Origin of the sequence: Streptomyces sp. NPDC023723, assembly GCF_040639815.1 — a bacterium.
Classification (GTDB): domain Bacteria; phylum Actinomycetota; class Actinomycetes; order Streptomycetales; family Streptomycetaceae; genus Streptomyces.
In genome coordinates this window covers 100,687-127,099 of the sequence record NZ_JBFAAP010000020.1, presented here as the reverse complement: position 1 = coordinate 127,099, position 26,413 = coordinate 100,687, and the positions used below count along the sequence as shown (strand labels likewise).

24 protein-coding genes are annotated in these 26,413 nt (G+C 71.0%); 3 read left to right on the top strand and 21 right to left on the bottom strand.

The features are described from left to right. The coding region (locus AB0G32_RS21840; RefSeq protein WP_361165546.1) for a beta-ketoacyl synthase N-terminal-like domain-containing protein at positions 1 to 3,300 on the bottom strand (3,300 nt) is incomplete at its 3' end. Between the two features lie 216 nt (positions 3,301 to 3,516). On the opposite strand from AB0G32_RS21840, the gene AB0G32_RS21835 reads away from it, so the two are divergent. Continuing rightward, entirely contained in the window at positions 3,517 to 4,311 is a 795-nt protein-coding gene (locus AB0G32_RS21835; RefSeq protein ID WP_361165543.1) for an AfsR/SARP family transcriptional regulator, read from the top strand. Between the two features lie 60 nt (positions 4,312 to 4,371). Here the strand turns inward: AB0G32_RS21835 and AB0G32_RS21830 are convergent, their stop codons facing one another. From AB0G32_RS21830 to AB0G32_RS21815, 4 genes are all read right to left on the bottom strand, one after another. Next, a complete protein-coding gene (locus AB0G32_RS21830) occupies positions 4,372 to 5,121 on the bottom strand; it encodes an SDR family oxidoreductase (protein WP_361165540.1) in 750 nt (249 codons plus the stop codon). A 142-nt stretch (positions 5,122 to 5,263) separates the two neighbouring features. Next, positions 5,264 to 5,884 carry a response regulator transcription factor gene (locus tag AB0G32_RS21825; RefSeq protein ID WP_361165537.1) on the bottom strand — a complete coding sequence of 207 codons (621 nt, stop codon included), beginning with the start codon at positions 5,882 to 5,884 and terminating at the stop codon, positions 5,264 to 5,266. A gap of 532 nt (positions 5,885 to 6,416) precedes the next feature. Next, on the bottom strand, positions 6,417 to 7,226 hold the full coding sequence (locus AB0G32_RS21820) for a methyltransferase domain-containing protein (protein WP_361165534.1): 810 nt from the start codon (positions 7,224 to 7,226) through the stop codon (positions 6,417 to 6,419). Between the two features lie 69 nt (positions 7,227 to 7,295). Beyond that, a complete protein-coding gene (locus tag AB0G32_RS21815) occupies positions 7,296 to 7,559 on the bottom strand; it encodes a phosphopantetheine-binding protein (protein WP_361165531.1) in 264 nt (87 codons plus the stop codon). 175 nt (positions 7,560 to 7,734) lie between these two features. Between AB0G32_RS21815 and AB0G32_RS21810 the strand changes: the two genes are divergently transcribed. Next, positions 7,735 to 8,742, top strand: a complete 1,008-nt coding sequence (locus AB0G32_RS21810; protein WP_361165528.1) for a ketoacyl-ACP synthase III family protein — start codon at positions 7,735 to 7,737, stop codon at positions 8,740 to 8,742. 289 nt (positions 8,743 to 9,031) lie between these two features. On the opposite strand, the gene AB0G32_RS21805 is transcribed toward AB0G32_RS21810, so the two are convergent. From AB0G32_RS21805 to AB0G32_RS21760, 10 genes are read right to left on the bottom strand one after another with little or no spacing between them, the layout of a single operon-like run. Next, positions 9,032 to 9,862 (bottom strand): SDR family NAD(P)-dependent oxidoreductase, encoded by an 831-nt coding sequence (locus AB0G32_RS21805; protein ID WP_361165525.1) that lies wholly within the window; start codon positions 9,860 to 9,862, stop codon positions 9,032 to 9,034. 4 nt (positions 9,863 to 9,866) lie between these two features. Continuing rightward, entirely contained in the window at positions 9,867 to 10,277 is a 411-nt protein-coding gene (locus AB0G32_RS21800; RefSeq protein ID WP_361165522.1) for a DUF126 domain-containing protein, read from the bottom strand. Then, positions 10,270 to 11,556 (bottom strand): aconitase X catalytic domain-containing protein, encoded by a 1,287-nt coding sequence (locus AB0G32_RS21795; protein WP_361165520.1) that lies wholly within the window; start codon positions 11,554 to 11,556, stop codon positions 10,270 to 10,272. Before AB0G32_RS21795 ends, AB0G32_RS21800 begins: the two co-directional genes overlap by 8 nt. Before the next feature lie 7 nt (positions 11,557 to 11,563). Next, entirely contained in the window at positions 11,564 to 12,907 is a 1,344-nt protein-coding gene (locus tag AB0G32_RS21790; RefSeq protein WP_361165517.1) for an FAD-dependent oxidoreductase, read from the bottom strand. Beyond that, positions 12,904 to 13,680, bottom strand: a complete 777-nt coding sequence (locus AB0G32_RS21785; RefSeq protein WP_361165514.1) for an alpha/beta fold hydrolase — start codon at positions 13,678 to 13,680, stop codon at positions 12,904 to 12,906. Before AB0G32_RS21785 ends, AB0G32_RS21790 begins: the two co-directional genes overlap by 4 nt. Further along, positions 13,677 to 14,477, bottom strand: coding sequence for an ABC transporter ATP-binding protein (locus tag AB0G32_RS21780; protein WP_361165511.1), 801 nt, complete (start codon positions 14,475 to 14,477; stop codon positions 13,677 to 13,679). The genes AB0G32_RS21785 and AB0G32_RS21780 overlap by 4 nt, the downstream gene beginning before the upstream one ends. Next, the gene (locus AB0G32_RS21775) at positions 14,477 to 15,253 is read right to left on the bottom strand and encodes an ABC transporter permease (RefSeq protein WP_361165508.1); all 777 of its coding nucleotides are present in this window, start codon (positions 15,251 to 15,253) and stop codon (positions 14,477 to 14,479) included. Before AB0G32_RS21775 ends, AB0G32_RS21780 begins: the two co-directional genes overlap by 1 nt. Next, the gene (locus AB0G32_RS21770; RefSeq protein WP_361165505.1) at positions 15,250 to 16,086 is read right to left on the bottom strand and encodes an ABC transporter permease; all 837 of its coding nucleotides are present in this window, start codon (positions 16,084 to 16,086) and stop codon (positions 15,250 to 15,252) included. The genes AB0G32_RS21775 and AB0G32_RS21770 overlap by 4 nt, the downstream gene beginning before the upstream one ends. Beyond that, entirely contained in the window at positions 16,083 to 17,804 is a 1,722-nt protein-coding gene (locus tag AB0G32_RS21765; RefSeq protein ID WP_361165502.1) for a dihydroxy-acid dehydratase, read from the bottom strand. Before AB0G32_RS21765 ends, AB0G32_RS21770 begins: the two co-directional genes overlap by 4 nt. 10 nt (positions 17,805 to 17,814) lie before the next feature. After that, positions 17,815 to 18,801: an ABC transporter substrate-binding protein gene (locus tag AB0G32_RS21760; protein ID WP_361165499.1), complete on the bottom strand. Its 987-nt coding sequence runs from the start codon at positions 18,799 to 18,801 to the stop codon at positions 17,815 to 17,817. 201 nt (positions 18,802 to 19,002) lie between these two features. Here AB0G32_RS21760 and AB0G32_RS21755 point away from each other — a divergent pair, with 201 nt between their 5' ends. Beyond that, positions 19,003 to 19,791 carry an IclR family transcriptional regulator C-terminal domain-containing protein gene (locus AB0G32_RS21755; protein WP_361165496.1) on the top strand — a complete coding sequence of 263 codons (789 nt, stop codon included), beginning with the start codon at positions 19,003 to 19,005 and terminating at the stop codon, positions 19,789 to 19,791. A gap of 114 nt (positions 19,792 to 19,905) precedes the next feature. Here AB0G32_RS21755 and AB0G32_RS21750 read toward each other — a convergent pair whose 3' ends face one another. From AB0G32_RS21750 to AB0G32_RS21725, 6 genes are all read right to left on the bottom strand, one after another. Continuing rightward, a complete protein-coding gene (locus AB0G32_RS21750; RefSeq protein ID WP_361165493.1) occupies positions 19,906 to 20,910 on the bottom strand; it encodes a helix-turn-helix domain-containing protein in 1,005 nt (334 codons plus the stop codon). Between the two features lie 69 nt (positions 20,911 to 20,979). Next, a complete protein-coding gene (locus tag AB0G32_RS21745; protein ID WP_361165490.1) occupies positions 20,980 to 21,942 on the bottom strand; it encodes an alpha/beta hydrolase in 963 nt (320 codons plus the stop codon). Positions 21,943 to 22,229: 287 nt separating this feature from the next. Continuing rightward, a complete protein-coding gene (locus AB0G32_RS21740) occupies positions 22,230 to 22,628 on the bottom strand; it encodes a nuclear transport factor 2 family protein (protein WP_361165487.1) in 399 nt (132 codons plus the stop codon). A gap of 246 nt (positions 22,629 to 22,874) precedes the next feature. Next, positions 22,875 to 23,783 (bottom strand): formyltetrahydrofolate deformylase, encoded by a 909-nt coding sequence (purU, locus tag AB0G32_RS21735; protein WP_361165484.1) that lies wholly within the window; start codon positions 23,781 to 23,783, stop codon positions 22,875 to 22,877. Beyond that, positions 23,780 to 24,652, bottom strand: coding sequence for a methylenetetrahydrofolate reductase (locus AB0G32_RS21730; RefSeq protein ID WP_361165481.1), 873 nt, complete (start codon positions 24,650 to 24,652; stop codon positions 23,780 to 23,782). The genes purU and AB0G32_RS21730 overlap by 4 nt, the downstream gene beginning before the upstream one ends. Before the next feature lie 138 nt (positions 24,653 to 24,790). Continuing rightward, entirely contained in the window at positions 24,791 to 26,137 is a 1,347-nt protein-coding gene (locus AB0G32_RS21725) for an aminomethyl transferase family protein (RefSeq protein WP_361165478.1), read from the bottom strand. Positions 26,138 to 26,413 lie beyond the last annotated feature (276 nt).

Here is a 26,413-nt window from a genome sequence, read left to right as displayed (position 1 = left end):
ACCAGCCATCGCCCCGACAAAAACCCCCGTATCACTCCCCCGCAACAAACCCGGCTCAATCCCCGCATCCTCCAACGACTCCCACACCGTCTCCAGCAACAACCGCTGCTGCGGATCCATCGCCAACGCCTCCCGCGGCGAAATCCCGAAAAACCCCGCATCAAAACCCGCCACATCATCAAGGAATCCTCCGTGCCGGGCGTATGTCCGGCCGGAGGCCGACGGGTCGGCGTCGAACAGGTTGCCCAGATCCCAGCCCCGGTCTCGCGGCAGTTCCGTTATCGCGTCCCGCCCCGACCAGGTCAGGTCCCACAGATCACCCGGTGACCGGACACCGCCGGGGAACCGGCAGCCCATGCCGACGATCGCGACCGGCTCGTCGGCGTACCGGTCGACGGGTGTCCGGATGCTCACCGCGGCGCCGCGTCCCGTGAGCTCCGCGTGCAGGTGCGTCGCGAGCCGATCGGGCGTGGGGTGGTCGAACACCAGCGATCCGGACAGGACCAGTCCCAGTTCGCGGGAGAGCCCGTCGGTCAGCTCGACCGCGGTCAAGGAGGTCAGCCCGAGGTCCTTGAACGACGTGGTGATGCCGACCGCGTCGTGCCCCAGGACCGCTCCGAGATGCCTGCGCACCAGGTCGAGCACGCCGGCACGGTCGTGGGCGGGTGCCGGTTTCGCGGTGTGTCCGGCCGCGCGTGTCTCACCGGTCCAGTGCCGGCGGCGCTGAAAGGCGTAGGTGGGCAACGCGGTTCTGCGGCCACCGTTCAGCAACGGCGACCAGTCCACGGTCGCCCCCGTGACATGCATGGTCGCGAGTGCCCTCAGCAGCGTACGGGCCTCGGCCTGCCCGGTCCGCAGCGTGGACACCGCCGTCGAGGTGCTGTCGGCGAGGGTCTCCCGGGCCAGGCCGGCGAGTACGGGGTCGGGGCCGAGTTCGAGGTAGCGGGAGACACCCGCGTCGCGCAGGGTGCGGATGCCGTCGGCGAAGCGGACGGCGCCACGTATGTGGCGGCTCCAGTAGCGGGGGTCGGTCAGCTCGTCCGGGTCGGCGAGGTGTCCGGTGAGGTTCGAGACGATCGGGATCCGAGGGGCGTGGAACTCCAGACCGGCGACGGCGTCGGCGAACTCGTCCAGGACCGGGTCGAGGTGGTGGGAGTGGAAGGCATGGCTGACGTTCAGCCGCTTGGCCTTGACTCCCCTGGTACGGAAGGACTCCGCCAGTGCGAGCACCTTGTCCGTGTCGCCGGAGATCACGACCGAGCCGGGGCCGTTGACGGCGGCGATGCTCACTCCGGAGTCGGGGAGCAGCGCCCGCACATCGTCCTCGGCCGCGTTGACCGCCACCATCGCCCCACCGGACGGCGCGGCCTGCATCAGCCGTCCGCGGGCCGCGACGAGCGTGCAGGCGTCCGGCAGTGACAGCACCCCCGCGACGTGCGCCGCGGTGACCTCTCCGATCGAATGGCCGATCAGGTGATCCGGACGTACTCCGAACGACTCGACCAGCCGGAACAGCGCGGTCTCCAGGGCGAACAACGACGCCTGCGTGTACCGGGTCCGGCCGAGCAGGTCGGCGTCGGACCACATGATCTCCCGCAGCCCGCCGCCCAGCAACGGGTCCAGCTCCGTGAGCACCGCGTCGAGAGCCGCGGCGAACACCGGGAACTCGGCGTACAGCTGCCGGCCCATGCCCGTTCGCTGCGCGCCCTGCCCGGTGAACATGAACGCCGTGCCGCCCTCCGCGACCGCACCGGACACGACGTTCGACGCGGGCCGGTTCGCCGCGAGCGCGGTCAGGCCGACGAGCAGTTCGGCCGCATCGGCGCCGATCACGACGGCGCGGTGCGCGAACGTGGCGCGGGTGGTGGCCAGTGAGAACCCGATGTCGAGCACCTCCTGGTGGTCCCCCGCGGCGACCTGACCGGCCAGCCGGCCGGCCTGGGCGCGCAGTGCCGCCGCGGTGCGGCCGGACACCTGCCAGGGGATCGCGCCCGTGTGCTCGGGGCGGCCTTGCCCGGCCGGTCGCGGGTCCGGGGCCTGCGCGAGCAGCAGATGGCAGTTCGTCCCGCCCATCCCGAACGACGACACACCGGCCACCCGCGGCCCGTCGTCCGGCCACTCGCGCAGCTCGGTGACGACCTCGATACCCAGCTCGGTCAGCGGAATGTCCTGCGGCGGGGCGGCGAAGTGCACACTCGCGGGCACCTGACCGCGCTGCACCGCCAGCGCCGCCTTGATGAAACCGGCGACCCCCGCCGCCCCCTCCATGTGCCCCAGGTTGGTCTTCGCCGACCCCACCAGGAGCGGCCGGTCCCGGTCGGCGAAGACCGCGCCCAGCGCCGCCGACTCGGCCCGGTCCCCCACCGGGGTGCCGGTGCCGTGCAGCTCCACGTATCCCACCGCGCCGGCATCCAGTCCGGCGTCGGACAGGGCCAGCCGCAGTACCTGCTCCTGCCCCGACCGGCTCGGCCGGGTCAGCTGTCCGCCTCCGCCGTCGTTGTTCACGGCGCCGCCGCGGATCACGCACAGCACGTCGTGGCCGTGGGCTCTGGCGTCCGCCAGCCGCATCAGGACCACCATGCCGGCGCCCTCGCCGCGCACGTACCCGTTGGCCCGTGCGTCGAACGTGTAGCACCGGCCGTCCGGTGACAAGGCACCGAACTCGCTCGCGGTCGCCGTCGACTCCGGCGAAAGGATCAGGTTCACGCCACCCGCCAACGCCCAGGCGGAGTCACCGCGGCGTACGCTCTCGTACGCCTGGTGCACGGCGACCAGAGCCGAGGACTGTGCCGAGTCCACCACCACGCTCGGGCCGGTCAGCCCCAGGAAGAACGAGATCCGGTTCGCGAGGATGCCGCGCTGGAGCGCGGACAGGGTGAAACTGTCGACCGCTGCCGCACCTTGGTCGTGCACCAGCGTGGCGTAGTCGTCCCCCATCGCGCCGACGAAGATCCCCACCCGGTCGCCGCGCACCGCCGACGGTTCGATTCCCGCGCGTTCGAGGGCTTCCCAGGCCAGTTCCAGCACCAGCCGCTGCCGCGGATCCATCGCCGCGGCCTCGCGTGGCGAGATGCCGAAGAAGCCCGCGTCGAAGTCCCCGACCCCGTCGATCAGCCCGGCCCGGGCGGTCCCCGGGCCGACGTGCGCGGCACGGTCGGCGGGAACCTCGCCGACGGCCTCCTGACCGGCCGCGAGCAGATTCCAGTACTCCTCGGGCGAGTTCGCGCTCGGGAAGCGGCACGACAGACCGACCACCGCGACGTCGTCGTAACCACTCGGTACGGGCAAGTTCTTCGACATGGCAGCGGGTCCTCACTCTGCTTGCGGGAACGGGCCGGCCCGGCCGGAGACGCCTTCTTCGTCCACGGGCGGTGAGACGAAAGTTGTAGTTGAGGCGCTCCGACATGGTCACCGGGGCTGGACCTTCGCCCCGCAGCGTTGCAAGCCGGGCAAAGGGACCGGCAGAGTCTGGATCGAGGCCCCGGTCCAACGATCATCAGGTGGAGGGATTCACTCGTGTTGCGATTCCAGGTACTCGGCCGTCTCAGCGTCACCAACGATCTCGGTGAGTGCACGCCGACCGCGCCGATGGTGCGGCGGGTGCTGGGGCAGCTCCTCCTGTGCACGAACAGCATCGTGACGCTCGACGCGATCATCGACGAACTGTGGGGTGACAAGCCGCCGAAGAGCGCCGTCCCCACCGCGCAGACCTACATCTACCAGTTGCGGCGCCAGTTCGAACCGTGGGTGCCCGCCGACATGGTCGAGCAGACTCTCGCCACCTGCGGGACCGGCTACATACTCCGGGTGAACCCGGACCAGCTCGACCTGACAGCCTTTCTGCAGCTGGCCAGACAGGGGCGTACCGCGCTCGCCGCCGGTGATCCGGCCGCGGCGGCGCGACTGCTGCGGCAGGCACTCGACCTCTGGTCGGGATCGGCGCTCGCCGATGTGACGGCCGGCCCGGCCATCGAGGCGCACGTCGTCCATCTCCAGGAGCAGCGTGCGCACACCTTGGAACTGCGGATCCAGGCCGACGCGATGCTTGGCAGGCACCGGGAGCTCGTCGGTGAGCTGAAGGCCATGCTGCTGACCAATCCGCTCAACGAGTGGTACCACGCGCAGCTCATCAAGGCGCTGGCCAGCATCGGCCGCCGGTACGAGTCGCTGCTCGCCTATCAGGACCTGCGCAAAACGCTGTCGACCGAGCTCGGGCTCGAACCGTCCGAGGCGCTGAAGGAGTTGCACCAGGAGGTCCTTGCCGGGCGCTCCCGCTGGTCGGATCGGCCGGCTCCGGGGTTCGGGGGCTGAACGGTTCCGCGGTCGCGGCGCGGCGGCCGGATTCGTGGACCGGGTCCGGCCGCCCGGACGCTACCGGCTGTGCAGCAGCCGACCGCCGTCGACGACGAGGGTGTGTCCGGTGATCCAGGATGCTTCGTTCGAGAGCAGGAACGCGACGGCGGCACCGACATCGGCGGGCGCACCGAGCCGCTTCAGCGGTATGGAGCCGATCACCTTCTCCTCTCGGCCCTCGATGTTCGCCTTGGTGAGATCGGTGAGCACGGTGCCGGACGCGACACCGTTCACCCGGACCGCGGGCGCGAGTTCGACAGCCAGTTGCCGGGTGAAATGGTTGAGTGCGGCCTTGGCCGTCCCATAGGCGCTGCCGTCGGGAACAGCGAGCTTGCTGCCGATCGAGGAGATGTTGACGACGGCGCCGCCGTGCTCGCCGAGCCAGCCGCGCCAGGCCGCCTGGACCCAGGTCAACGCGGACACCAGGTTGAGCTCGATGGTGCGCCGGTACGCCGTCAAGTCGGTCTCGACCAGCCGGCGACCCGCCCGCACCGCGCCGCCGACGTTGTTCACCAGCAGATCGAGCGACCCGAAGTGATCTACCGCGGCCGCCACCGCGGTCCGCTGGTGCTCGGGATCGGCGGTGTCACCGGCGACGGCGAGGACCCGGTCGTCGCCGAGTTCGGCCGCCGCCTCGCGCAGCTTGTCCTCGCTGCGCGCGGTGATCACCACCTTCGCGCCCCGTTCGACCAGCGCGGTGGCGATGCCGAAGCCGATGCCGGTCCGGCCGCCGGTCACGAGCGCGGTCTTGCCTTTTAAGTTTGTCATGGTTTGTGAGCCCCTTTTCGTGGTGTCGTCATGTGTCGGTTTCGGCAGGCAGAACGGCCTTACCCGAGTGGCCGGCCTTTCATTGGCCGTCATGGCCGGCCGGACCCAATGGGGTCTTGTCCGACCGGGACCCGAAGGGGTTTTATCCGGCGGGACGAATGATGCCGCTGGCGATGGCCTTGCTGACCGCGTCCAGCCTCGTGCGGGCACCCAGTTTGCTGAAGATGGTGCCCAGATGGCGTTTCACCGTGCCCTCGGCAATGGCCAGCCGCCGGGAGATCTGCCGATTGCTCATCGCCTTGCTCACCAAGGTCAGTATTTCCAGCTCGCGCTTGGTGAGCGTCTCCGAGCAGTTCGCCGCCGCGGCGATATGGCTCAGCGCCTCGGCGGACACGTGCAGCACGATACGGCTGTCGTCGGCGCACACCGCGCGAATACTGGACACCACGTCGGTCCTGCTCACCGACTTGATGAGATAGCCGCGGACGCCGCAGTCGAGCAATTGGCGCAGCAGCACCGGATCATCGACCATGCTGATGATCAGGACTCTGGCCATCGGCGACACGGTCCGGATGGCGTGCACTGTCTCGGTGACCGACTCGCCGCGGATGTCCGCGTCCAGCAGGACGACGTCGGGTTGTTCGGACTGGCACGGCACGATGCCGGACGCACCGCTGGCGGCGTCGCCGACCACGACCATGTCCGGTTCCACCTCGAGCGCCTCGCGCAGCACTTCGCGCAGCAGTGCATGGTCGTCGATCACTACTATCCGTAGCTGACCGTCGTAGCCCTTCGAAACCATCTGCTTCCCCCGCGGACGACGATTCCTACGACGATGTAATCCTCGCAAGACCATCCATGGAGGGTGCTCCGCCGAGCGACCGAGTTCGCGCCGGTAGCGATCGCAGGCGGTTTAACTTGATTAGCCGAAGTCTTTGTGCTAATTTTACAGTCGCAGAACCTTCCACGCTGCCCCCAAACACCACGCCGAACGCTCGCCTACGGTATTGCCGCTCCGTTTCCGCCGTGCTCGATGCCGATCGCGCCAATTGTATGCTGCACGCTACCCCAACCCGGGGAACCGAGCAATAATGCAAACCTCTCAATCCGTCCGGATTCCCCAAGCAACCCTATTCGGGTAATTCGGGCGACTCAGGCTTCGGTGTGGGGGTCTCACCAAAGGGAAGTTCCGACCAAATACACGAGGACCGCCCGCGGCCGGACTTCCCGCGCACCGGCCGGCCCGCCTTCCACGCGGGCGCGACAGGCCGCGTCCGCCCAGGTGGTGCGGTCAATCACCGCGGCATCCGGACGACGGTCGTGTACAGGTGGTTGGTGTCCATCTCGAAATCCGGATCGAGAAGCGTCTCCCGGATGACAGCGAGGTCGGCCTCGGTCAGGCCGGTCTGCCCCAGGAGGAAGGGCTCCAGCATGAAGGTGTGCAGCCGAGCGAGCGTCGCGGTCGGCGCTCCGCCCTGCCCCGACGCCTGATAGTCCCGCACGGTGATGTCCCGGTAGCCGGCGGCGGACAGCACCTCCGGAGTACGCGATGCCCAGGCCAGGTCCATCCCCGTCTGCTCGCCGAGTCTGTGCACCCCGTGGTGGTACTCGGTGAAGATGCGCGCCGTGTACTCGTCGACCGGTGACTTGACCAGGCTCTCGGTCGAGCAGGGGCAGGACCAGTCCGCGATCACCAGCGCGCCGCCCGGCCGCAGATGTGCGGCCAGCCGCACCGCGAGGGCCTCCCTGTCGGCCAGGTGCATCAACAGCAGCCGGGCGTGGATCAGGTCGAACCCCGGCTCCGGCCAGGGGTCACTGGTGAGGTCGTGGCGGATCGCCTCGATCCGTGGATGGTCGGGCACGTGATGCGGCTTGAGGTCACTGGCCACCACCCGCCCGGTCGGCCCTCCCCGGGTGGCCAGCCAGCGGGCGACCGAGCCGTCCCCGGTGCCCACGTCCCAGCAGCGCCAGCCATGACCGACACCCACCTCCTCGGCCAGGGTGCTGAACGTCTCCCGGTTGAGGATCTGGGCGAGCAGGCTCAGCTGCTCGGGCGCCGCCGGTGCCTCGTTGTCGAAGCGTTGCTTGTGCTCCGTGTTGTACATGGGCGTCTCCTGTCGTTCGCGGGCGCCGGACTTACCGCATTACTCGACTGCCGAGCCTGTGGGCCGGAATTACGGCTGGACCGACGCCGGCAACAACTCGTTGACCAATTCGACGAATTCCTTCGGCGTGGACTCCTTGCCCGTGCCTTCGCCCGGCAGCTTGATACCGAGCTCCCGCTCGACCAGGACGACCACCTCCACCATCGCGATGGAGTCGTAGCCGAGATTGACGAACGTGGTCTCGCCGATGTCGCCGTCCAGGGCTCCCTCTTCGTCCTCGCCCGCCGCCCGCCGGACATATCCCACCAGGTCCGCCTGAGTAAAAGTCGCCATTGGTTGGCACGTCCTTTCCGCTCGTCCGGAACCCCAACATCGCCGGGCCCCTTAAACACTCGGTCGAGTCCCGGTCGATGGCGCCGGCGCATGGCCCGAGCCTCGAACAGGCCCCCATCGGACCCGGTGACGCTGGCCGGATGCGAGCCCCTGAGCCAACCTGTGGGAGACGCCGATGAACCGCGAACTCTACGTCGCCGGCGCCAGTTCATGGCTGCCCGAGCGCATGACCCTCGACGAGGCGGACCGAGCCGGTCTCGCGGACCGGGCACGAGTCTGGAACACCGGCATCGAGTCGGTCTGTGTCTCGACGGAGCAGTCGGCGCCGGAAATGGCGGTGCTGGCCGCACGCTCCGCGCTCGAACGGGCCGGCACCGAACCGGAGAACGTCCACCTCCTGCTGCATGCCTGCGCGTACCACCAGGGCCACGACGTCTGGCCGTCGGCGGCGTACATCCAGCGGTTCTCCGGCGCCGGCGCCTGCCCGGCCGTCGAGGTCCGTCAGATGTCCAACGGCGGCATGATGGCCCTGGAGCTCGCGGCAGGCTACTTGATCGCACATGACCGGTCGACCGCGTTGGTCACCACGGCCGACAGATTCTGCCTGCCCGGCTTCGACCGGTGGCGCAGCGACCCCAGTTCGCCCTTCGGCGACGGCGCCGCCGCGGTGGTGCTGTCCACCCGCACCGGATTCGCCCGGATCCGCGGCCTCGCCACGGTGTCCGACCCGGGACTGGAGCGCGGCAGCCGGAGTGACGGGTTCAGCGACGCGCCGCTGGCCGAGGGATCGCCGATCGACTTGCGGCTGAACGGCGACTTCCTGCACGACCTGGGCCTGGAAACCCTGCTCCAGCGGATCGAGGCGGGGCAGCGGGAGGCGTTCGACCGGGCTTGCGCCCAGGCGGAGGTGAAACTCAGCGACGTCGACTGGTACGTGCTGCCGAACCTGGGCCGCACCCGGATGCGGGCGCAGTTCTTCGACCCGTTCGGCATCGACCCGCAGCGAACCACCTGGTCGTGGGGCAGACAGGTCGGCCACCTAGGTGCGGGTGACCAGTTCGGCGGGCTGGCCCACCTCGTCTCCGAAGGCGTCCTGAAGCCCGGCCAGACATGCGTACTGGCCGGCGCCGGCGCCGGGTTCACCTGGACGGTCGGCGTCCTGGAGATCACCGGCACGCCATGAACGCGGGACCGCGACCCGTGCCCCGCCCGCCCGACCTGCCACCAGCGCTGCGGGCGGACACCAGCCGCGTTGACGCGGTGGCGGCCGGCGCGGGGCGCACCCGCCGCCAGCCGCGGCCCGCGCGCCTTCCAGGGCCCCGGCACTGCGGGCATCGACCGCGAGAAGGCCCGCCGCATGGGCTTCGGTTACGGCGTGCACGCCTGCCTCGGGCAGAACGTCGCCCGCGCCGAACCGAAGACCGGGCTTCGGTCCGGGCCCGGTGCGGACACCCGGCCCGGGCCGCAACCGCTCATGGTGCGGTGGTGTCGGGAGCTGGGAGGGCATCGCTCCCGATCTGAGTGAGTGCCGACGCGCCGCCGTCCACGACGTGGACGCCACCGGTCATCCAGGACGCGGCGCCGGAAGCCAGCAGCAGGGCCATCCCCGCCACGTCCTCGGGCCGGCCCCAGCGCCGCATCGGGATGGAGTCCTCCCACGCGGCCACGCTGGACGCGGGCCGGGGGCCCGTGCCGCCGATGTTGGTGACCACCGGCCCCGGCGCCAGGGCGTTGACGCGGACGCCGAAGCGGGCGAGCTCCAGCGCGGCCTGGCGGACCAGGCCGACCACGGCGGACTTGGAGGCGACGTAGGGGTAGCTGACGCGGGGCTCGGCGCGCAGGCCCGCCGTGGAGGCGGTGACGACGACGCTGCCCGACCGCTGCCGCTTCATGACCCGGGCGGAGTGCTGGAGGCAGTGGAAGAGCCCGTCCAGGTTCACCTCCATGACCCGTCGCCACTCCTCGAAGGACAGCTCGTCGATGGCGCCACCGGGCTGGAGCAGGGAGGGGGCGCCGTTGACGCCCGCGTTGAGGAACGCGATGTCGAGCCGGCCGGAAGCGGCGACGACATCGTCCACCAGGGCGCGGACCGCGTCCCGGTCCCGCACGTCGCACACGTGCGAGGCGACGGTCCCGTTGCCCGTCCCGCTCAGTTTCCCGGCCTCCGTGTGGACCGCGTCCGACACGTCCGCGAGGTGCACCGTGACTCCCTCGGCCACACAGGCGCGGGCGATGGCGTGGCCGATGCCGCTGGCCGCGCCGGTCACCAGCACCACCTGTCCGTCGATGCGCGAAGTGTCCATTCGATCAGTCTTCCTCTCGGATCAGCACCGTGCCGGCCGTCCCGTCGACCTCTGCCACGACTCCGGTGCGCAGCGTCCCGTCGGTCTCCAGGCCGGTCACCGCCGGAACGTTCAGTACGACGAGCCCGAGTGCGAGCTTGCTGTTCATTCTGGTGAACACGATGGCGCGGGGCGCGGTGCCCCGCAGTTTGGCGAGGTGGAACTGCCCGGACCAGCCGGACGATCCCTTGGCCCCCGGCAGGACCAGCACGGTGCCGGCCACGCTCTGCCCGTGCTGGGGGTGGCGGCTCTCCACGATGGTGCCGGTCCGTGGGTCGATACCGCCCCAGCCCGACACCGGCGCGGTGCACAGCAGTACCGGTCCGCTCGCCCGTCCGGCGACGACTCCGCGGCCCTTCAGCAGCAGCTCAGGCATCGGGCCACCGTCCTTCCAGAGCGGCCGTGACACAGGTCCGCACGCTGCCGAACCAGCCCTGCACGCCCGTGATGGCGGGCAGGTAGTGGGCCTGTTTCGCCGAGTCGGTGGCGAACACCTTGGTGCCGGGCGGCAGGAACTGGCCGATCGCCGGGCAGGTGTCGGACAGTACGCGGCCGCCGGCCCGCTCGATGGCCGCGACGTATCCGCTGCGTTCGGCCACGGTACGCAGCGCGCGAGGGGTGAACACCCACAGGGCCGTGGAGTCCGCGATCCGACGGCCCTCCAGCAGCCGGGCGACCTCCCGGACCTGTTCCAGCGAGGCGTGCGGGCAGCCGATCATCACGAAGTCGACGTCGCGGCCGGCCGCGGTCCGGCACAGTGAGGCCACCGTCTCGGCGCGCGCGTCCGCGTCGAAGACCGAGACGGCCGCGGGTTCCCGTCCGCCCAGCGCCTCCGCCACCGTCCGGGCCTCCGGCGTGACGCCGGGGAGGTGGTACATCTCCACGTCACCGGAGGAGGCGGCGGCGGCCCCGAACTGCTTGAGCTGCACCGGCGTCGGCACCCCGGGGGTGTCCGCGAGTCCCGGGCCGGTGAGGACCGGGACGGCCTCCTGCACCTGCTCCCCCACCCAGTAGCCGAGGATGTTCCAGTCCTCGGTGGTGACGACCGGGTGCCGCACGTCGATCAGGTGCGTGGCTCGGCGGTGTCCGTCCAGGTGGTAGCCGCAGTAGGGGGTCCGGCCGGTCAGCATGGCGGCGGCCGAGGACTCCCGGCCCTCGGTGTTGGTGCGGGCGCCGAGTACGGAGTTGATGTACACCACCGCGGAGGACTCCATCCACGCGCAGTGCTCGCCGAACCGGGGCACGTTGCCAACCTGGTACGGAGTGCACGTCGACAGCAGATCGACACCCCGGTCGGCGAGGTAGCGCTCGCTGTCGTCCATCGCGGCGGCGTCGGTGGGTGCGATGCCCTGGAGGTCCCACTGGTCGCGGTCCCGGGGCCCGATGAGCTGGCAGCTGTGCGCGCGGAACGGCGGCACGTCGACCTTCTCGTCGAGGTCGAGCGAGAACCGGGAGAACAGCGCGGCCGGGTCGGTGGTGCCCAGCACCTTGGCGTGCCGGGGGCCGAAGAGGTTGGCCCCGCACACGTTGTCGGTGTCGATGAGGCGTTCGGCGCCCATCAGGTCGCCGTAGCGCACCAGGAGTTCCAGGGCCGCCGCGACCGCCGGGCCCTGTTCACCGGCGAGCATGCGTTCGTCGGCGGGGCTCAGCATCATGAGGGCCTCACAGCGTCAGACATGCGCCCTCCCCTTCGAGTTCGGCGCGCAGTCGCGCGGGGTCGACGCCGGCGACCGGGCCCCGGTCCTTGAGTGCCAGGTGGGCGGCGGTACCGGCGGCCTGTCCCATGGCGAAGCACGGGCCGGCCACCCGGGCGGCGGACTGGCCGCCGTGGGTCATCGACGCGCAGCGCCCGGCGACCAGCAGGTTCCCGGGGCCGTCGGCGGGGACGAGCATGCGGTAGGGCAGCTGGTTGTAGCCCACCGGGTCGTCGCCGTAGGGCCAGCGGATGTCGAGGTCGCCGTCGACATGGGCCTCCACCGGCCAGCCGTTCAGGCCGATCGAGTCCTCGAAGCGGGCGCAGGAGCGGACGTCGTCCTCGGTGAGCACGTACCGGCCGAGCAGGCGGCGGGTCTCGCGGATGCCGATCTCGGGGCCGATGTCGACGATGTAGGACCGGTCGAAGCCGGGGAGGTTCTCGCGGATGAAGCCGAACACCTCCTGGGCCTGCGCGCGGCCCTGCACCTCGCCGTGGGTGAGCTGCCAGACGTCGGTGCCGTCGACCGCGCTGCCGTCCGGGTTGCGCAGCTGGGTCGCGTTGGCCCGCCACTCGATGGCGTCGCGCTGGGGGCGCACGATGGCGCCGCGGCGGGGGAAGCGGGGGCGGCCGGCGGCGACCGCCTCGTCCATCAGCCGGGGCAGCGTCTTCCACGCGGGCCCGGCCCGCTCGTCGTCCACCGCGTTGATACGGAACATGGTGGACGGGTAGAGCATGTCGCCGTACGGGTCGGCCTTCTCGTGTCCGGTGCCGGACCAGGCCATGAGGTCGCCGTCGCCGGAGCAGTCGATGAAGACCTGGCCGCGCAGGACGCCGCGGCCCGACTTGGACTCCACGACGACCGCTTCGATGCCCGTCGGGCCGGTGAGCGCGCCCACCGCGAAGGCGTGGTACAGCAGTTGGGCTCCGGCGGCCAGGACGTGTTCGTCGGCGGCGCTGCGGTAGGCCGGGATGTCGTACGCCTGGGCCTGGATGCGGTCGGCGAAGGACAGGTGCGGGGCGCGCAGTCCGCCGAGGCGGTCGATGCGCTCCAGGAGTTCGGTGGCGTGTCCCCGGACGGTCAGGACGTGTTCGCCGTGCACGTTGGAGTACATGCCGCAGAAGGTGGACAGTCCGCCGCCGGTACCGGCACCGCCGAGGTAGCCGCTCTTCTCCACCAGCAGGGTGCTGCGGCCGGCGCGGGCGGCGGCGGTGGCCGCGGCCAGCCCGGAGGGGCCGCCGCCGAGGACGACCACTTCCCATTCGCCGAACACCGGTGTCTGGCGGGTGGGTTCGCTGACGTAGCTGTTCACGGAGTGGCCTTTCGGTCGGCGCCGGTGGTGGTCCAGTGTTCGGTCAGCAGGGCGTGGAACCGGTCCGGGACCTCCTGGGTCAGCAGGTGTCCGGCGCCGGTCAGGGTGGTGTGCCGGGCGCCGGGCACGGAGGCCGCGATCAGCTCCGCGTGGTGGGCGGGGACGACGGCGTCCGCGGTTCCGTTCACCGCGAGTACGGGGCACCGCAGGCCGGCCAGCCGGTCGCGCAGGTCGGTTCCCGCGATGGCCTCGCAGCACGCCGCGTAGCCCTCGGAGTCGAGGTGTGCGACGCCGGCGACGGTGTCGGTCACCAGGGGCGGCGGCGCGTCCGCGACCTCGGGGGCGTACCAGCGGCCCAGCAGGCCCGGGGTCACCGCCCGCATGCCCTGCTCGCGGACCGTGGCGGCCCGGTCGCGCCAGAAGCCGGGGGCGTCGGCGAAGACGGGCGCGTTGACGGTGACGAGGCTGCGCACCCGGTCGGGGTGGGCGGCGGCCAGGGCGAGTCCGACGGTGCCGCCGAGGCTCACGCCCACCACGTCGGCGGAGGCGATGTCCAGCGAGTCGAGCAGCGCCACGGCGTCGTCGACTAGGTCGGTGAGCCGGCAGGGGCCGGGGGGTGTCGGGGAGCCGCCGTGCCCGCGGTGGTCGTAGGCGACGACCCGGCGCCGCCCGCGCAGCCGCTCGCGCTGGGGTGCCCACATCTCGGCGGTGGTGCCGAGCGAGGCCGACAGGAGTACGGGGCTGCCGGCGCCCTCGTCGGTGAAGGCGGTCATGCGGCGGCCCCGGAGGTGCGGCGGCCGGCCTTGGCGTCCTGGATGCCGCGGTGCACGCGGGTGCGCAGGTCGGCGAAGGCGCTCGTCGAGCGGCTGGTGACCTGGTCGCGGTCGACCGGCAGCCCCACGGGCACGTCGTCCAGGACGCGGGTGGGCGAGGCGGACAGCACCAGGACGCGCTCGCCGAGGTAGACCGCCTCGTCGATGTCGTGGGTGACGAACAGGGTGGTGATGCCGAGGGTGCGCCACAGCGACCGGACCAGGTCTTCGAGGTCGGCGCGGGTCTGCGCGTCGACGGCGGCGAAGGGTTCGTCCATGAGCAGCACCTGCGGCTCGTAGGCGATGGCCCGGGCGATGGCGACGCGCTGCTGCATACCGCCCGAGAGCTGCCAGGGGTAGGAGTGGCCGGAGTCGGCGAGTCCTACGGCGGTGAGGGCGTCGGTGACCAGGCGGTCGCGGTCGGCGCGGGCCAGGCCCTTCTGCCGCAGCGGCAGGTCGATGTTCTGCGCCACGGTCTTCCAGGGGAACAGGCTGCGGCCGTACTCCTGGAACACCACGGCCATCCCGGGTGGCGGCCCGGTCACGGGGGTGCCGTCGAGCAGCACCTCGCTGGCCGTGGGGGTGAGCAGTCCGGCCAGGCACTTCAGCAGTGTCGTCTTGCCCGCGCCGGAAGGGCCGACGATGCAGGCGAACTCGCCTTGTGCCACGGAGAAGGTGATGTCGCCTATCGCCTCCACCCGGCGGCCGGCGGACTCGTAGACCTTGTTCAGGCCCTTGACGGTGACCATGTCTGCCATCAGCCGTTCCTCTTCTGCGACTCGCGCAGGCCCAGGTACCAGCCCAGGGCCCGCTTCTCGACAAGGGTGAACAGCGCGGAGAGCACGAAGCCGATGATGCCGAGCAGGATGATGCCGCTCCACATCTGCGGGATCGCGAAGGTGCGCTGGAACTGCACGATGCTGAAACCGAGGCCGTTGGTGGCGGCGAACATCTCGCCGATGACCATCAGGATCAGTCCGATCGACAGGGACTGCCGCAGCCCGGCCGCGATCTGCGGCGCGGCGGCGGGGAGCACCATGTGGCGCAGCCGGGCGCCGCGGGTGATGCCGTAGGTGCGGCAGGTGTCGACCATGACGTCGTCGGCGGCGCGTACCCCCTCGACGGTGTTCAGCAGCACCGGCCATACGCAGCCGGAGACGATGACCAGGATCTTCGCCCCGTCGCCGATGCCCGCGACGAGCGCGATGACCGGCACCAGCACGGTCGGGGGCAGGGCCCGCAGGAACTCCAGGACCGGTTCGGCGCCGCGGCGCAGTACGTCGGTCAGGCCGAGGGCGACGCCCAGGGCCACGCCGAGCACGGCGGAGAGCGCGAACCCGGCGAGCAGCCGGAGCATGCTGGGCACCACGTCGTCGGCGAACCGGCTGGAGAACCAGAGCCGGCCGAACCAGTCGAGGATGTCCGGCAGCGGCGGGAAGTAGTAGCTGGTGCTGTTGGCGGTGGAGACCCACCACAGGGCCACCAGGACCACCGGCAGACCGAGCGCGAACAGGGTACGGCGCGCGATGTTCATCGGGCACCCGCCGATCGCCGCACCGAGGGGTGCCAGCCGAGCACCGCCCGCTCCGCGTAGCGGAACCCGATGTTGACCAGGACGCCGAGCACACCGGTGACCAGGACCAGGGCGAACATCTCGGTCGTCGCGCCGCTGGACTGCGCCACCGAGATGAGCTGGCCGACACCGGGGGTGCCGATCACCAGCTCGCCGGTGATGGCCAGTACCAGGGCGACCGAGGCGGCCAGCCGGACGCCGGTGAACACGAAGGGCAGGGTGGTCGGCCAGATGACGTGCCGCACCCGGCCCCAGACGCTGAAGCGGTAGGAGCGGGCGGTGTCGTTCGCCACCGGGTCGATGTCCTGGACGCCGTAGAGCACCTGCACGAGCACCTGCCAGAAACCGGCGTAGACGATGAGCACCACGCCGGACTCGAAGCCGGTGCCGAAGAGCAGGATCACGGCCGGGATGAGGGCCACGGAGGGGATGGGGCGCAGGAACTCCACCGTGGACGCGGTGATCGCGCGCAGTACCGGCACCAGGGCGATGACCACGCCGGCCACCACGCCGGCGACGACGGCGATCGCCAGGCCGACGGCCCAGGTCCGGACGGTGCGGCCGAGCGCCTCCCACAGCGCCGGGTCGCCCGTCTGCCGGCCGAGTTCGGCGAGGACCGAGCTGAGCGGGGGCAGCGCGCCGTCCGCGATCAGTCCGGTGCGCGGGACGGCCTCGGCGACGAGTGCGGCGATGACGATGCCGACCAGCGGTGCGACACGCGGCCGCGGGGTGCGGCGGCGTGGCGGCGAGGTGGCCGGGGCCTGGCTCGGCCGGGTCGCTTCGAGCACTTTCATCGGACACCTCCGGTGGTCTGCCCGCAGGTGGCCGGGCAGCCCTCGCGGGCGAGTACGGCGCCGCAGGCGGGGCTGGTGACGGTGCGGTCGTAGGCGGCCAGCCAGCCGGGGGTGCGGACGGTCTCCGCGGTGGCGGGCTCGCGGGCGGCCAGGACGTCCGGGTCGACCTCCAGGTCGACCGTGCGGGTGACGAGGTCGATGCTGATCACATCGCCGTCGTGGACCCGGCCGAGCGGGCCCCCGGTGGCGGCCTCGGGTGAGACCTCGCCCACCACGATGCCCTTGTTGACCAGTCCGGAGAGCTGGCCGTCGGTGACGACCGCGACCTTCTCGCCGAGCTGGGCGCCGTCGAGGGCGAACACGAACGCCGAGGCCATGGCCATGCCGGGGCCGCCGTGCAGGCCCATGCCGCGCAGTACGACGACGTCGCCGGCCTGCACCTCACCGGCGGCGAGGCCCGCGATGGCCGTCTCCCGGGAGGGGTAGCAGCGGGCCGGGCCGCGGAAGCTGGTGGGCCGTTCCTCGTCGGCCGGCAGCTTGACGATGGATCCCTCGGCGGCCAGGGAGCCGCGCAGGATCACGATCGAGGGCCGGCGGGTGAACGGCTCGGAGAGCGGGCGGATGAACTCCGGGTCGGGGGCCGGCGTCCCGGCGACGAGTTCGCCGAGCGGGCGGCCGGTGACCCCGACGGTGTCCAGGTCCAGCAGCGGTGCCAGGGCGGCGAGGACGCCACGGGTGCCGCCGGCGTCGTCGAGCTGCTCGATGAGGTGCGGGCCGTTGGGCCGCACCGCGGTGATGACGGGGACCCGGTCGGCCAGTTCCTCGTAGGTGCGCCACACGTCGATGTCCAGTCCGGCTTCGACGGCGACGGCCTGGAGGTGCTTGACGGAGTTGATCGAGCCGCCCACGGCGAGCATCACGGTGACCGCGTTGCGGATCGCGGCCGGGGTGAGCACCGACCGGGCGGTGCGCTGCTCGCGGACCATCTCCACGATGCGCTGTCCGGCCGCCCGTACGGCGTCCCACATGACGGTGCCGTTGGCACGGGTGGGGGTGGTGCCGGGCAGCGTCATGCCGAGCACCTCGGCGGCCATGTGCATGGTGTTGGCGGTGCCCATGCCCGCGCACACTCCGGGGCCGCGGATGGCGGTCTCGGACATGGCGAGCAGGTCGTCGGCGGAGGTCCGGCCCAGCGCGGTGTTGCTGGCGTGCAGGAAGACGTCCTCGATGTCGGCGCCGCCCTCCTCGTGCAGCGCGCTGCGCTGGTAGCCGCAGGCGACGAGCAGGGTGGGCAGGTCGAGTCGGCCGCCCGCCATCATGTGGGCGGGGGCGGTCTTGTCGCAGGAGCTGAGGCACACCATGCCGTCGAGCAGGGCCCCCTCCACGACCACTTCGATGTCGTTGACGATGAGGTCGCGGGTGGGAAGTATGTACCGGCCGCCGACGCCGGCGCTGGTGACGAAGTCGGACGGGGCGGCGGTGCGGATCTCGAAGGACAGGCCGCCCGCCCGGCGGATGGCCTCCTTGAGCACCGGCACGATGTCGTCGAGGTGGGCGAAGCAGGCGGCCAGGTCGGACGAGGAGTTGACGATGGCGATCTTGGGCCGGGCCATCTCCTCGTCGGTGATGCCCAGCGAGCGCCATTGGGCCCGCCGGACGGCCCAGCGGGAACTGCCGACCGGGAGGTCGCTGCGCAGCCCGGTCGTCGGCTCACTCATGTCGGTCATGTCAGCCTGCCGCTCCCGACCACACCAGGTCGCTGTAGGAGATGTCGTTGTCGATGAGGCCCTGGGCGCGGGCGGCCTTGGCGAACGCCTCGACCGACGCCTTGGAGATCTTCGGTGAGAATGTGGGGAGCGTGACCTTCTGGGCCACGCCCGCCTCGATCGTCATGAACGAGGCCAGCTGGGCGCGGGTCTCCCGGGGATGGGCCTGCGCGTAGGCGAGGGACTCGTCGATGGCGGCCTTCAGCGCGGGGAACAGCTTGGGGTTCTTCTTCAGCTGATCCTCCGAGGCGCAGTAGACCGACGTGGTCAGACCGGTCTTCGCCATCTCCAGGTAGGGCGAGGCGATGACTCGGGTGTCCCCTTCCGCGGCGATGGTGTCGAACGGCTCGGCGGTGATCATCGCGTCGATGTCGCCCTTCTTAAGCGAGGTGATCGCGTCCGGGAAGGGCAGCTCGACGAAGTTCACCCGGTCCGGGTCGCCGCCGTCGGCGGTCACGGCCACCTCGCCCAGCATCTGCAGCAGGTTGTCGAGCGTGTTGACGCTGACCTTCTTGCCTTCCAGGTCGGCCGCCGACTTGATGCGGCTGTTCTTCAGGACCCGGATCATCGTGACGTCCTTGCCCGCGACGCCCGTGGAGTCGGACCCGGCGGCGATCACCCGCAACGGCAGTCCCTTGTCCCGGGCGGCCAGCACCGAGACGATGTTGCTGAACGCGAACTGGTACTCACCGCTGACCACCGGCGGCACCAGGGCCGCACCGCCCTGGGCGGTCTTGATGTCCAGCTTGATGCCGCGGCTGGAGAAGAAGCCCTGCTGCTGCCCCAGGTAGAGCGCGGCGACATCGATGACCGGTATGAATCCGGCGTTCACCGTCACCGGTGTCCCGGCCGAGGGGTTCAGACCGCTCGCGGAATCGCCGCCGCTGCCACAGGCGGTGAGCGACAGGGCCAGTCCGGCAGCGGCGGTCAGCGCCGTCCTTCTGCGCATGATCGGGAACTCCATCGTTCCTCCACGGAAATGGGGCCCTGAAGACCGGGCCCGGGGTGGGATGAGAGCGACCATACATTTCCGGACACCCGTGCGCTAGACGCACGCACACTCGTTCGCTGTGCGTACACTGCTGCTCGCACCGGTTCGGTGGATGTGGGACAGTGGGCGGCGCGATCGCGCCCAGACAGGAGATGCAGCATGGAACCGCTCGAAGTCGAGCCCGCGGACACGGACTTCATCCAGTCGCTGGCCCGCGGGCTGGAAGTGATCAAGGCCTTCGACGCGGATCATCCGTCCCGGTCGCTCAGCGACGTGGCCCGGGCGACCGGGCTCTCGCGGGCAGCGGCCCGGCGCTCGCTGCTGACCTTGCTGAAACTCGGCTATGTGCGCAGCGAGGGAACACTGTTCGGTCTCACTCCGAAGACCCTGGAACTGGGGCACGCCTATCTGCGGGCGCTCTCCACCCCGCAGATCGCCGAACCCCATCTCAGGGACCTGATGCACGACGTGCACGAGACCACGGCCCTGTCCGTGCTCGACGGTGACCATGTGGTGCATGTCGCACGGGTACGGGCCGGCGGGGTCATCACCGTGTCGATCAACGTGGGGTCGCGGTTCCCGGCCTACGCCACGGCCATGGGACGCGTCCTGCTCGCGGGTCTGGACGAGGACGACTTCCGCGGCTACCTGGGCCGGGCCGACCTCCAGCCGCTGACCGACCGCACGGTCCGGGACACCGAGGCGCTGCGTACGGTGATCGAGCAGGTCCGCGAGAACGGCTTCTGCGTCGCGGACCAGGAGCTGAACCAGGGCCTGCGGGCCGTGGCGGTACCGGTGCGCGACCGATCCGGATCCACCATCGCCGCGGCCAACATCGCCGTCAGCGCGGGTATGCGCGGCCTCGACGAGCTGCGGGCCATGGTGCCCCGGCTCCAGGCGTGCGCGGCCGCGATCGAGACGGACCTGCACCTGGTCGCCGGGCCCTGACGCGCCGGGCCGGCTAGCCTCGGGGGGACTCTCGCCGCCCCGTTCATCGGCCACGCCACACGTCCCAGCGCCGGACGTCACGGCGTTGCGGCGAGGTTCGGGGGCGAGCCCGGGTCAGCGCGAGGGCCGGAGACGTTGCGTCGTCCGTGCCACCGCGTACCGCACCCGCCCCTGGGGGGACGACGGGTCGTAGCCGAGGCGGTCGGTGGCCCGGGCGAGTCGGGACTGGACGGTCGAGTGGTGCAGGTACAGGAGACGGGCCGCCTCCCGCACCGTCGTGGTGCTGCCGATGGCGTCCAGGATTCTCAGTTCCTCGGGTCGCCGCGCCAGGGCGTCGAGTGTGACGACGTCCGGATGCGCGGCTCGTTCGTCCTCGGCGACCCGCGCCAGGAGGACCAGCGCGCCGAGATCGTCGGCCAGGACGGCAGGTCGGTTCTCGTCGCTGAGCCGCAGGGCCGTCACCGCGGTCGCCCAGGAGTCCGGCAGCCGCGAAGGAGATACCGCGGCACCGACACCGACCGGCCCGTCGGCTCCTTCCGGCCGCCACGAGGCGGCCACGACCTCCGCGCGGGCGAGCCCGTACCGGGTGGCGAGGACCGCGGACGACCCGGCGTGCACGGTGTCCGGCCCGACGTGACGGGCGACGGCCCGGTAGGAGCCGGCCGCGTCCAGCCGGAGCCTGGCCGCGGCTTCGGAACGCTGCTCGGCCGGTGTGCCCGGCGCGAGGAGGATCTCGACCGCGCGTCGCGGTTCCCGGGTCCGCGGCGACCGGGAGTCGGCGATGACCAGGGCCATCGCCAGGCGCTCCAGGACCATGTCGTCGTTGGCGTGCGGCTCACCGTCCCGTTCGAGGATCACGCGCCACCCGTCGCCGTCCGCACCCGGGTGCTGCGGGTCCGCTTCGGCGGCCGGGAGGCGTTCCCCCGACGCGGACAGCCGCAGGGGCGGCCGGCCCGCCCGCTCCAGGGCCAGCGGGCACCCTGTCAGCAGCGCCGCGCCACGGAGCAGCGCCTCGGTGCTCGCCTGCGAGGTGATGAGGGCGTCGAAGTAGGTGACGACGCTCAATGTGTCGCTGAGGTGCGGGTCCAGGGCGGTGATCCGCCCGATCAGGTCGTGCATGAGTGCCGCCTCGCCGTTCTCGCCGCCGCCTCCCGGCGGACGGGCGGCAAGAACACTAACGCCCGGATGTCATGTTTCCAGCAGCCTGGCGATCCAGCCGGCACGGGAGGCCGCCGCCTGGCGGGCCATACGTCCCAGTGGAGCGAGTCCCTCCCAGCCGTGGGTGCCCCCGGGCCACACGTGCAGTTCGGCGACTCCGCCGTCCGCCCAGATCCGGGAAGCATAGGCGACGACTTCGTCGCGGAAGACCTCGGCCGAGCCCACATCGAGGAAGGCCGGGGGAAGACCGGACAGGTCGCGGGCGCGGGCGGGCGCCGCGTAGGGCGAGACATCGGATGTCCCCCGGCGCGCTCCGAGCAGGGCGGTCCATCCCGTACGGTTGCTCTCCCGGTCCCACACCCCGATCCCCTCGAACTGCGCTGTGGAGACGGTCCGGTCGCGGTCGTCGAGCATCGGACAGCAGAGCATCTGCCCGAGGAGTCGCGGGCCCCCGCGGTCGCGGGCCAGCAGTGCCGTGCCCGCGGCGAGCCCGCCGCCCGCGCTGGTACCCGCGACGAGCAGCCGGTCGGGGTCGATCCCGTACTCCTCGGCGTGTCCGGCGAGCCAGACCAGAGCGGCGTAGCAGTCCTCCACCGGATACGGGTCCGGATGCTCGGGCGCGAGCCGGTAGTCGACGGTCACCACGACCGCGTCGTGCTCCACGGCCCAGGGCAGGACGACGGACACCCCGGTGAACCGGTTCCGCGCGATCATGCCTCCGCCGTGCAGGTGCAGTACGCCGGGCCCCGCCCCGGTGCGCCCTCGTCGGCTGAACACCGACGCGGTCAGCTCCGCCCCCTCGTAGCCCGGGATCATGATGTCGACGCGGTCGAGGTCGAACCGGCCGAGGTCTTCGTTCGAGGTCTCGCCACGGGCCCGCATCTCCTTGAGCGTGCCCAGCGTGACCGGCTGCAACGCTCCGTTCGCGGACACCATCGCGAGCGCTGCGGCGACCTCGGGATCGTAAGGGGGGCGCTTGGGTGTCGACGTCACGTGACCTCCGCCAGAGATGTGTCGTGTCCATTCCTGCACGGCCATCCTCGTACCGCGCGGGCGTCCCCGGACACCGCCAGGACACCGCACTGGCCACTGCCCCACCCGCCAACCGGCGGATACACCGAGGAGGCCCGCGAGCAAACGGGAACGGAGCGGCCGACGCGGCTCTTCTCGACGACGGCGGCGTCGGCGAAGCCGCCGGTGGATATGCCGCCGCAGCGGAAAGGTACCGGCATGCCAGACTCGCTCGCATACGGCCACCCTGACGGGCCCCGGTAGCGGGGTCACATCACGGCGTCGGTCTCCAGCGGGCCCGCGGTGATGCGTAGTGTCCGAATACGCACCGGTTCTTCCCTGTCGAGGTAGAAGATGTGCATGAACGGGGCTCGCACCACCTGGTCCGGATCGCTCTTCCTGGCCATCGTCGCCTCGCCGCGCAGCAGGCGGACGCCGTCATCCGCGGCCCAGAACTCCAGGACCTCGTGGGTGATGATCAACGGTGCGTCGATCTTGACGAAGAACGCCTTGATGGCCTCGACGCCCTGGATGTGCGCGGTACCGAAGAACATGTCGGTGTCCTCGGTCAGCGGTGCGAAGCCTTCGCCGAACTCCAGGGTGTCGATGGCGTCCATGAACTTCAGGACCCAGTCGGGTACGGCCGTCGCTCGTGTCGTGTGCTCCATGGTGGCTCCCGATCAGACCGTGACGGGCAGGGCGGCGAGGAACGTGTCGATCTCGGCGTTGACGGCCTGATCCGGGACAACGCCGTACCGGCGCTTTCCCTACCATCCAGGCATGGCGAGCGGCGCCGGACGGCGGCCCAGTTGTACCAGGCCATGCTCGGTGACGCCCGGATGAGGCTGCTGACCGATGCGCCGTACAAGCTGACCGAGGACGAGGTGCGCGCGTCCGCGGGTGCGAACGGTGGCTCAGGCGAAGACGATGGTGTGGTTGCCGTCGCGGATGACGCGGTCCTCGGCGTGCCACAGCACCGCGCGTGAGAGGACCGCGCGTTCCACGTCGGCGCCGCGACGCGTGAGGTCGGCGGCCGTCTCGGCATGGGTGACCCGGACGACGTCCTGCTCGATGATCGGGCCCTCGTCCAGGTCCTGGGTGACGTAGTGCGCGGTGGCTCCCACCAGCTTCACCCCTCGTTCCTTGGCCTTGGCGTACGGACCGGCGCCGATGAAGGCGGGCAGGAAGGAGTGGTGGATGTTGATGATCGGTACGCCGACCTTGTCGATGAAGTCGCCGGAGAGGATCTGCATGTAGCGGGCGAGGACGACGAAGTCGACGTTGTCCTTGAGCAGCCGCAGGTGCTCGGCCTCCGCGGCCGACTTGTCCGCGCCCCGGCAGGGCACGTGGAAGAACGGGATGCCGAAGCCGCTCACCTCCTCGGCCACATCGGGGTGGTTGGAGATCACCATGGCGACGCCGACGGGCAGTTGGCCCCGGCGGTGCCGCCACAGCAGGTCGAGCAGACAGTGGTCGGACTTCGAGGCGAAGATCGCCACCCGTTTGGGCACCGACAGGTCGCGCAGGGTGTACGTGAGTCCGTACTTCTTCACCAGTTCCTCGTCGAAGTCGGCGCGCAGCGCGGGCAGGGCGGCCCGGAGGCCGGCCAGGCCGAAGACGGTGCGCTGAAAGAAGGACCCGCCCTGGGGGTCGTCCGAGTACTGGTCGAGGGAGACGATGTTGGCGCCGTGCCGGCTGAGGACAGCGGTCACCGCGGCGACGATGCCGGTGGCGTCGGCGCCCTGGACGATCAGCACGGCCTGGTGGTCCGCGCCCCGGTTCTTGTTCGACGTGCCTGCCGGGGCGGCCTGCGTGACGGTCATGCGAGCGCTTCCTTCCTGAACCGGGCGATCCATTCGGCTGTGGCCCTGAGCCCGCCGAACGTATAGAAGTGGATCTTCACCTCGCCGTGGCGGGCCGGGTCGTACCCCTCCGCCAGCGCGCGCAGGAACGTGTCGGGCCCAGCGGTGCCCATGAGGTTGGTGATCGACAGGCCGTACTTCTTGGCTATGGAGGCGCTGGTGCCCACGCCGAACCGCGCCGCGTACGACATCAGGCGCCGCACACCCGCCGGCCCCGGAACGCCGATGCGGACCGGGAGGGCGATGCCGTGGCCGCGGACCTGCTCGATCCAGGCGAGCACGGGATCGACGTCGAAGCCGAACTGGGTGATGACACTGCCGCCCAGGCCCTGGGCGGCAAGGGCGGCGCTCTTGTCCCGCAGCGCCGACCACAGCACGTCCGCGGCGATGGCCGGATGCCCCTCGGGGTACCCGCTGATGCCGACGTGCCGGACGCCGTACTCCTGGAGCAGGCCCGATTCGATCAGGGAGAGCGAGTCCTCGTACGGGCCTTCGGGGCGGGCCGGGTCACCGCCGACGGCGAAGACGTCACGGCCCGTCCCGTCGGCCTTCAGGCCGGTGAGGAACTGCTCGAAGTCGGCGCGGGAGCCGAGGCGCCGGGCGGAGATGTGCGGTACCGGGACGAAGCCGAGGCGCCGCACCGCCCGGGCGGCGTCCAGTCTCATCCGCGGGTCCTCGTTGCCGAGGAAGGCGACGTTGACACGGGTGCCCCGGGGGATGGCGGCGGCGGCCTCTTCCAGCTTGGGCACGTCCTTGCCGGTCATCTCCAGGGAGAAGTCCTCCAGCAGCGACGTACTGACCGCCGCCGGGGGTGTGCTGAGGGGGTTCATCGTGCTCCTTGTCGAAACGGAGGTGTCGGGACGGAGGGGTCGGGACGGAGGTGTCGGGACGGAGGTGTCGGGACGCAGAGCCGTACGGTCTCCGCCCGGCGGCCGGAACCACGGCGCACCGTGCGGGTCCGGTGCGCGTCAGGCGTCGCGGCGGTACTCGGTGCGGGCGTGCCGGTCGAACGGGCTGGGCTGCACGGTGGCGCGGATGCGCGGGAGGCCGAGGTCGGCCTCGGGGTCGGTACCGCTGCCGGGGTGCTCGCCCCAGACCACGCTCACCTCGGTGCCCGGCGCGGCGTGCGCGGCGTCGATCAGGGTCAGGGACAGGACCGTGCCGACCGGGTCGATCGACGCGGTCTGCATGGTGACGCCGGCCAGGCCCGCGGCGGTCTCGACGCGGTGCCTGGCGTAGCTGAGGACGAACCCGGCGTCCGCTCCCTGGCCGAGCACCCGGCGCACGTCGTCCGGATCGAAGACCAGGGTGACCTTCTCGCGCAGGCCGGCCTCCTCCTTGGCCTTCAGCAGGGCGTCCCGCCCGATGAAGTCGTGACCGAAGTGGATCATCTTCCCGTAGCCCAGCTCGTACGGAGAGACGTAGTAGTCCTCGATGCTCTCCGAGAAGTAACTGCCGCTCAGGGGACGCTTGCCCTCGATGCCGAAGAGCGGGAGCCAGGCGCGGTACCCGGCCAGTTCGGGGTCGGTGTAGATGCCGGGGACCGGAGACGGGACCCAGCCGCTCTCCACGCTCGGGGTCGCGTACGCCAGCGCGCCGACCTGGATGATCCCGAGCGGCTCACCGGCCTCGAGGAACGCCTCATGGACGTACCCGGCGTGCTCCCAGGGCCCGATGAACTCGTATCCGGACTGGCCGGCCATGCCGTGCCGCAGTGCCTTGAAGGCGCGGCCGTCCAGGGTGACCGGCGTGGAGTGGAAGAACTTCGTCTCCGGGACCGGGCGGCCGAAGACGCGTGCGATCAGGTCCAGCGCCAGCGGGCCCTGGATCTGGTAGCGGAACAGCTTCGGGTCGCCGCCGCCGGGGCGGAACGCCGAGGACGGGTCGGTGGTGAAGGAGACGTCGTAGCCGCCTTTCTCCGCGTGGTATTGCACCCAGTGCTGGGAGGCGGGGACACCGCTGAGGACATACGCGTTCGCCGCCTCCCGGGACAGGATGCCGTCGGTGACGATGTGTCCGTGCCGGGTGACCGGGACATATTGCTTGGCCTGGCCGACGGCGAACTTCTCGAAGTTGTTCGCACCGTGGTCCGCGAGGACGCGGGTGGCGTCGGGGCCCTCGATCCACATGTCGAACATGTGGTGCGACAGGTTCAGCAGCGCGACGCCCTCGTGCCAGGCGCGCTGTTCCCGGCGCCAGCCGCTGTACTCGCGCTCGACCACCTCGGGCGTCCACGGCTCCGCGTCCGGCTGCCACAGCAGGTTGACGGGCGAGCCCGCCCTGTCGATGCCGTCCTGGAGGCTGGGGGTTGTCATACGGCTCCTTCCGACCACATCCGCTCCGGGGTACTGAATCGATCTAGTACGGCGACTCGCCATGCTGGCTCCGCCCCGGACGGACAGCGAAGTGAAAACAATGGAACAGGAACTGAGCTAAAACGATCTAGCGCAAGCTAGCAGAGAGACTTTCCGCAAGGCCAGACGGATGCCCAGCCCTTTTCACCGACCCCTCGACCCGCCGGTCCAGGCCGCGGCCATGCACACCGCGTGGAGACTGGAGCGGACATCGTGGACGCGCACGCGGCTCTCACC

Coding starts and splice junctions, on each gene's coding strand:
- AB0G32_RS21770 (WP_361165505.1), bottom strand. CDS start 16,086: ATGAAAGTGCTCGAAGCGACCCGGCCGAGCCAGGCCCCGGCCACCTCG.
- AB0G32_RS21725 (WP_361165478.1), bottom strand. CDS start 26,137: ATGACAACCCCCAGCCTCCAGGACGGCATCGACAGGGCGGGCTCGCCC.
- AB0G32_RS21765 (WP_361165502.1), bottom strand. CDS start 17,804: ATGAGTGAGCCGACGACCGGGCTGCGCAGCGACCTCCCGGTCGGCAGT.
- AB0G32_RS21780 (WP_361165511.1), bottom strand. CDS start 14,477: ATGGCAGACATGGTCACCGTCAAGGGCCTGAACAAGGTCTACGAGTCC.
- AB0G32_RS21795 (WP_361165520.1), bottom strand. CDS start 11,556: ATGATGCTGAGCCCCGCCGACGAACGCATGCTCGCCGGTGAACAGGGC.
- purU (WP_361165484.1), bottom strand. CDS start 23,783: ATGACCGTCACGCAGGCCGCCCCGGCAGGCACGTCGAACAAGAACCGG.
- AB0G32_RS21830 (WP_361165540.1), bottom strand. CDS start 5,121: ATGACAAACTTAAAAGGCAAGACCGCGCTCGTGACCGGCGGCCGGACC.
- AB0G32_RS21750 (WP_361165493.1), bottom strand. CDS start 20,910: ATGCACGACCTGATCGGGCGGATCACCGCCCTGGACCCGCACCTCAGC.
- AB0G32_RS21755 (WP_361165496.1), top strand. CDS start 19,003: ATGGAACCGCTCGAAGTCGAGCCCGCGGACACGGACTTCATCCAGTCG.
- AB0G32_RS21760 (WP_361165499.1), bottom strand. CDS start 18,801: ATGCGCAGAAGGACGGCGCTGACCGCCGCTGCCGGACTGGCCCTGTCG.
- AB0G32_RS21805 (WP_361165525.1), bottom strand. CDS start 9,862: ATGGACACTTCGCGCATCGACGGACAGGTGGTGCTGGTGACCGGCGCG.
- AB0G32_RS21820 (WP_361165534.1), bottom strand. CDS start 7,226: ATGTACAACACGGAGCACAAGCAACGCTTCGACAACGAGGCACCGGCG.
- AB0G32_RS21740 (WP_361165487.1), bottom strand. CDS start 22,628: ATGGAGCACACGACACGAGCGACGGCCGTACCCGACTGGGTCCTGAAG.
- AB0G32_RS21815 (WP_361165531.1), bottom strand. CDS start 7,559: ATGGCGACTTTTACTCAGGCGGACCTGGTGGGATATGTCCGGCGGGCG.
- AB0G32_RS21730 (WP_361165481.1), bottom strand. CDS start 24,652: ATGAACCCCCTCAGCACACCCCCGGCGGCGGTCAGTACGTCGCTGCTG.
- AB0G32_RS21785 (WP_361165514.1), bottom strand. CDS start 13,680: ATGACCGCCTTCACCGACGAGGGCGCCGGCAGCCCCGTACTCCTGTCG.
- AB0G32_RS21810 (WP_361165528.1), top strand. CDS start 7,735: ATGAACCGCGAACTCTACGTCGCCGGCGCCAGTTCATGGCTGCCCGAG.
- AB0G32_RS21775 (WP_361165508.1), bottom strand. CDS start 15,253: ATGAACATCGCGCGCCGTACCCTGTTCGCGCTCGGTCTGCCGGTGGTC.
- AB0G32_RS21800 (WP_361165522.1), bottom strand. CDS start 10,277: ATGCCTGAGCTGCTGCTGAAGGGCCGCGGAGTCGTCGCCGGACGGGCG.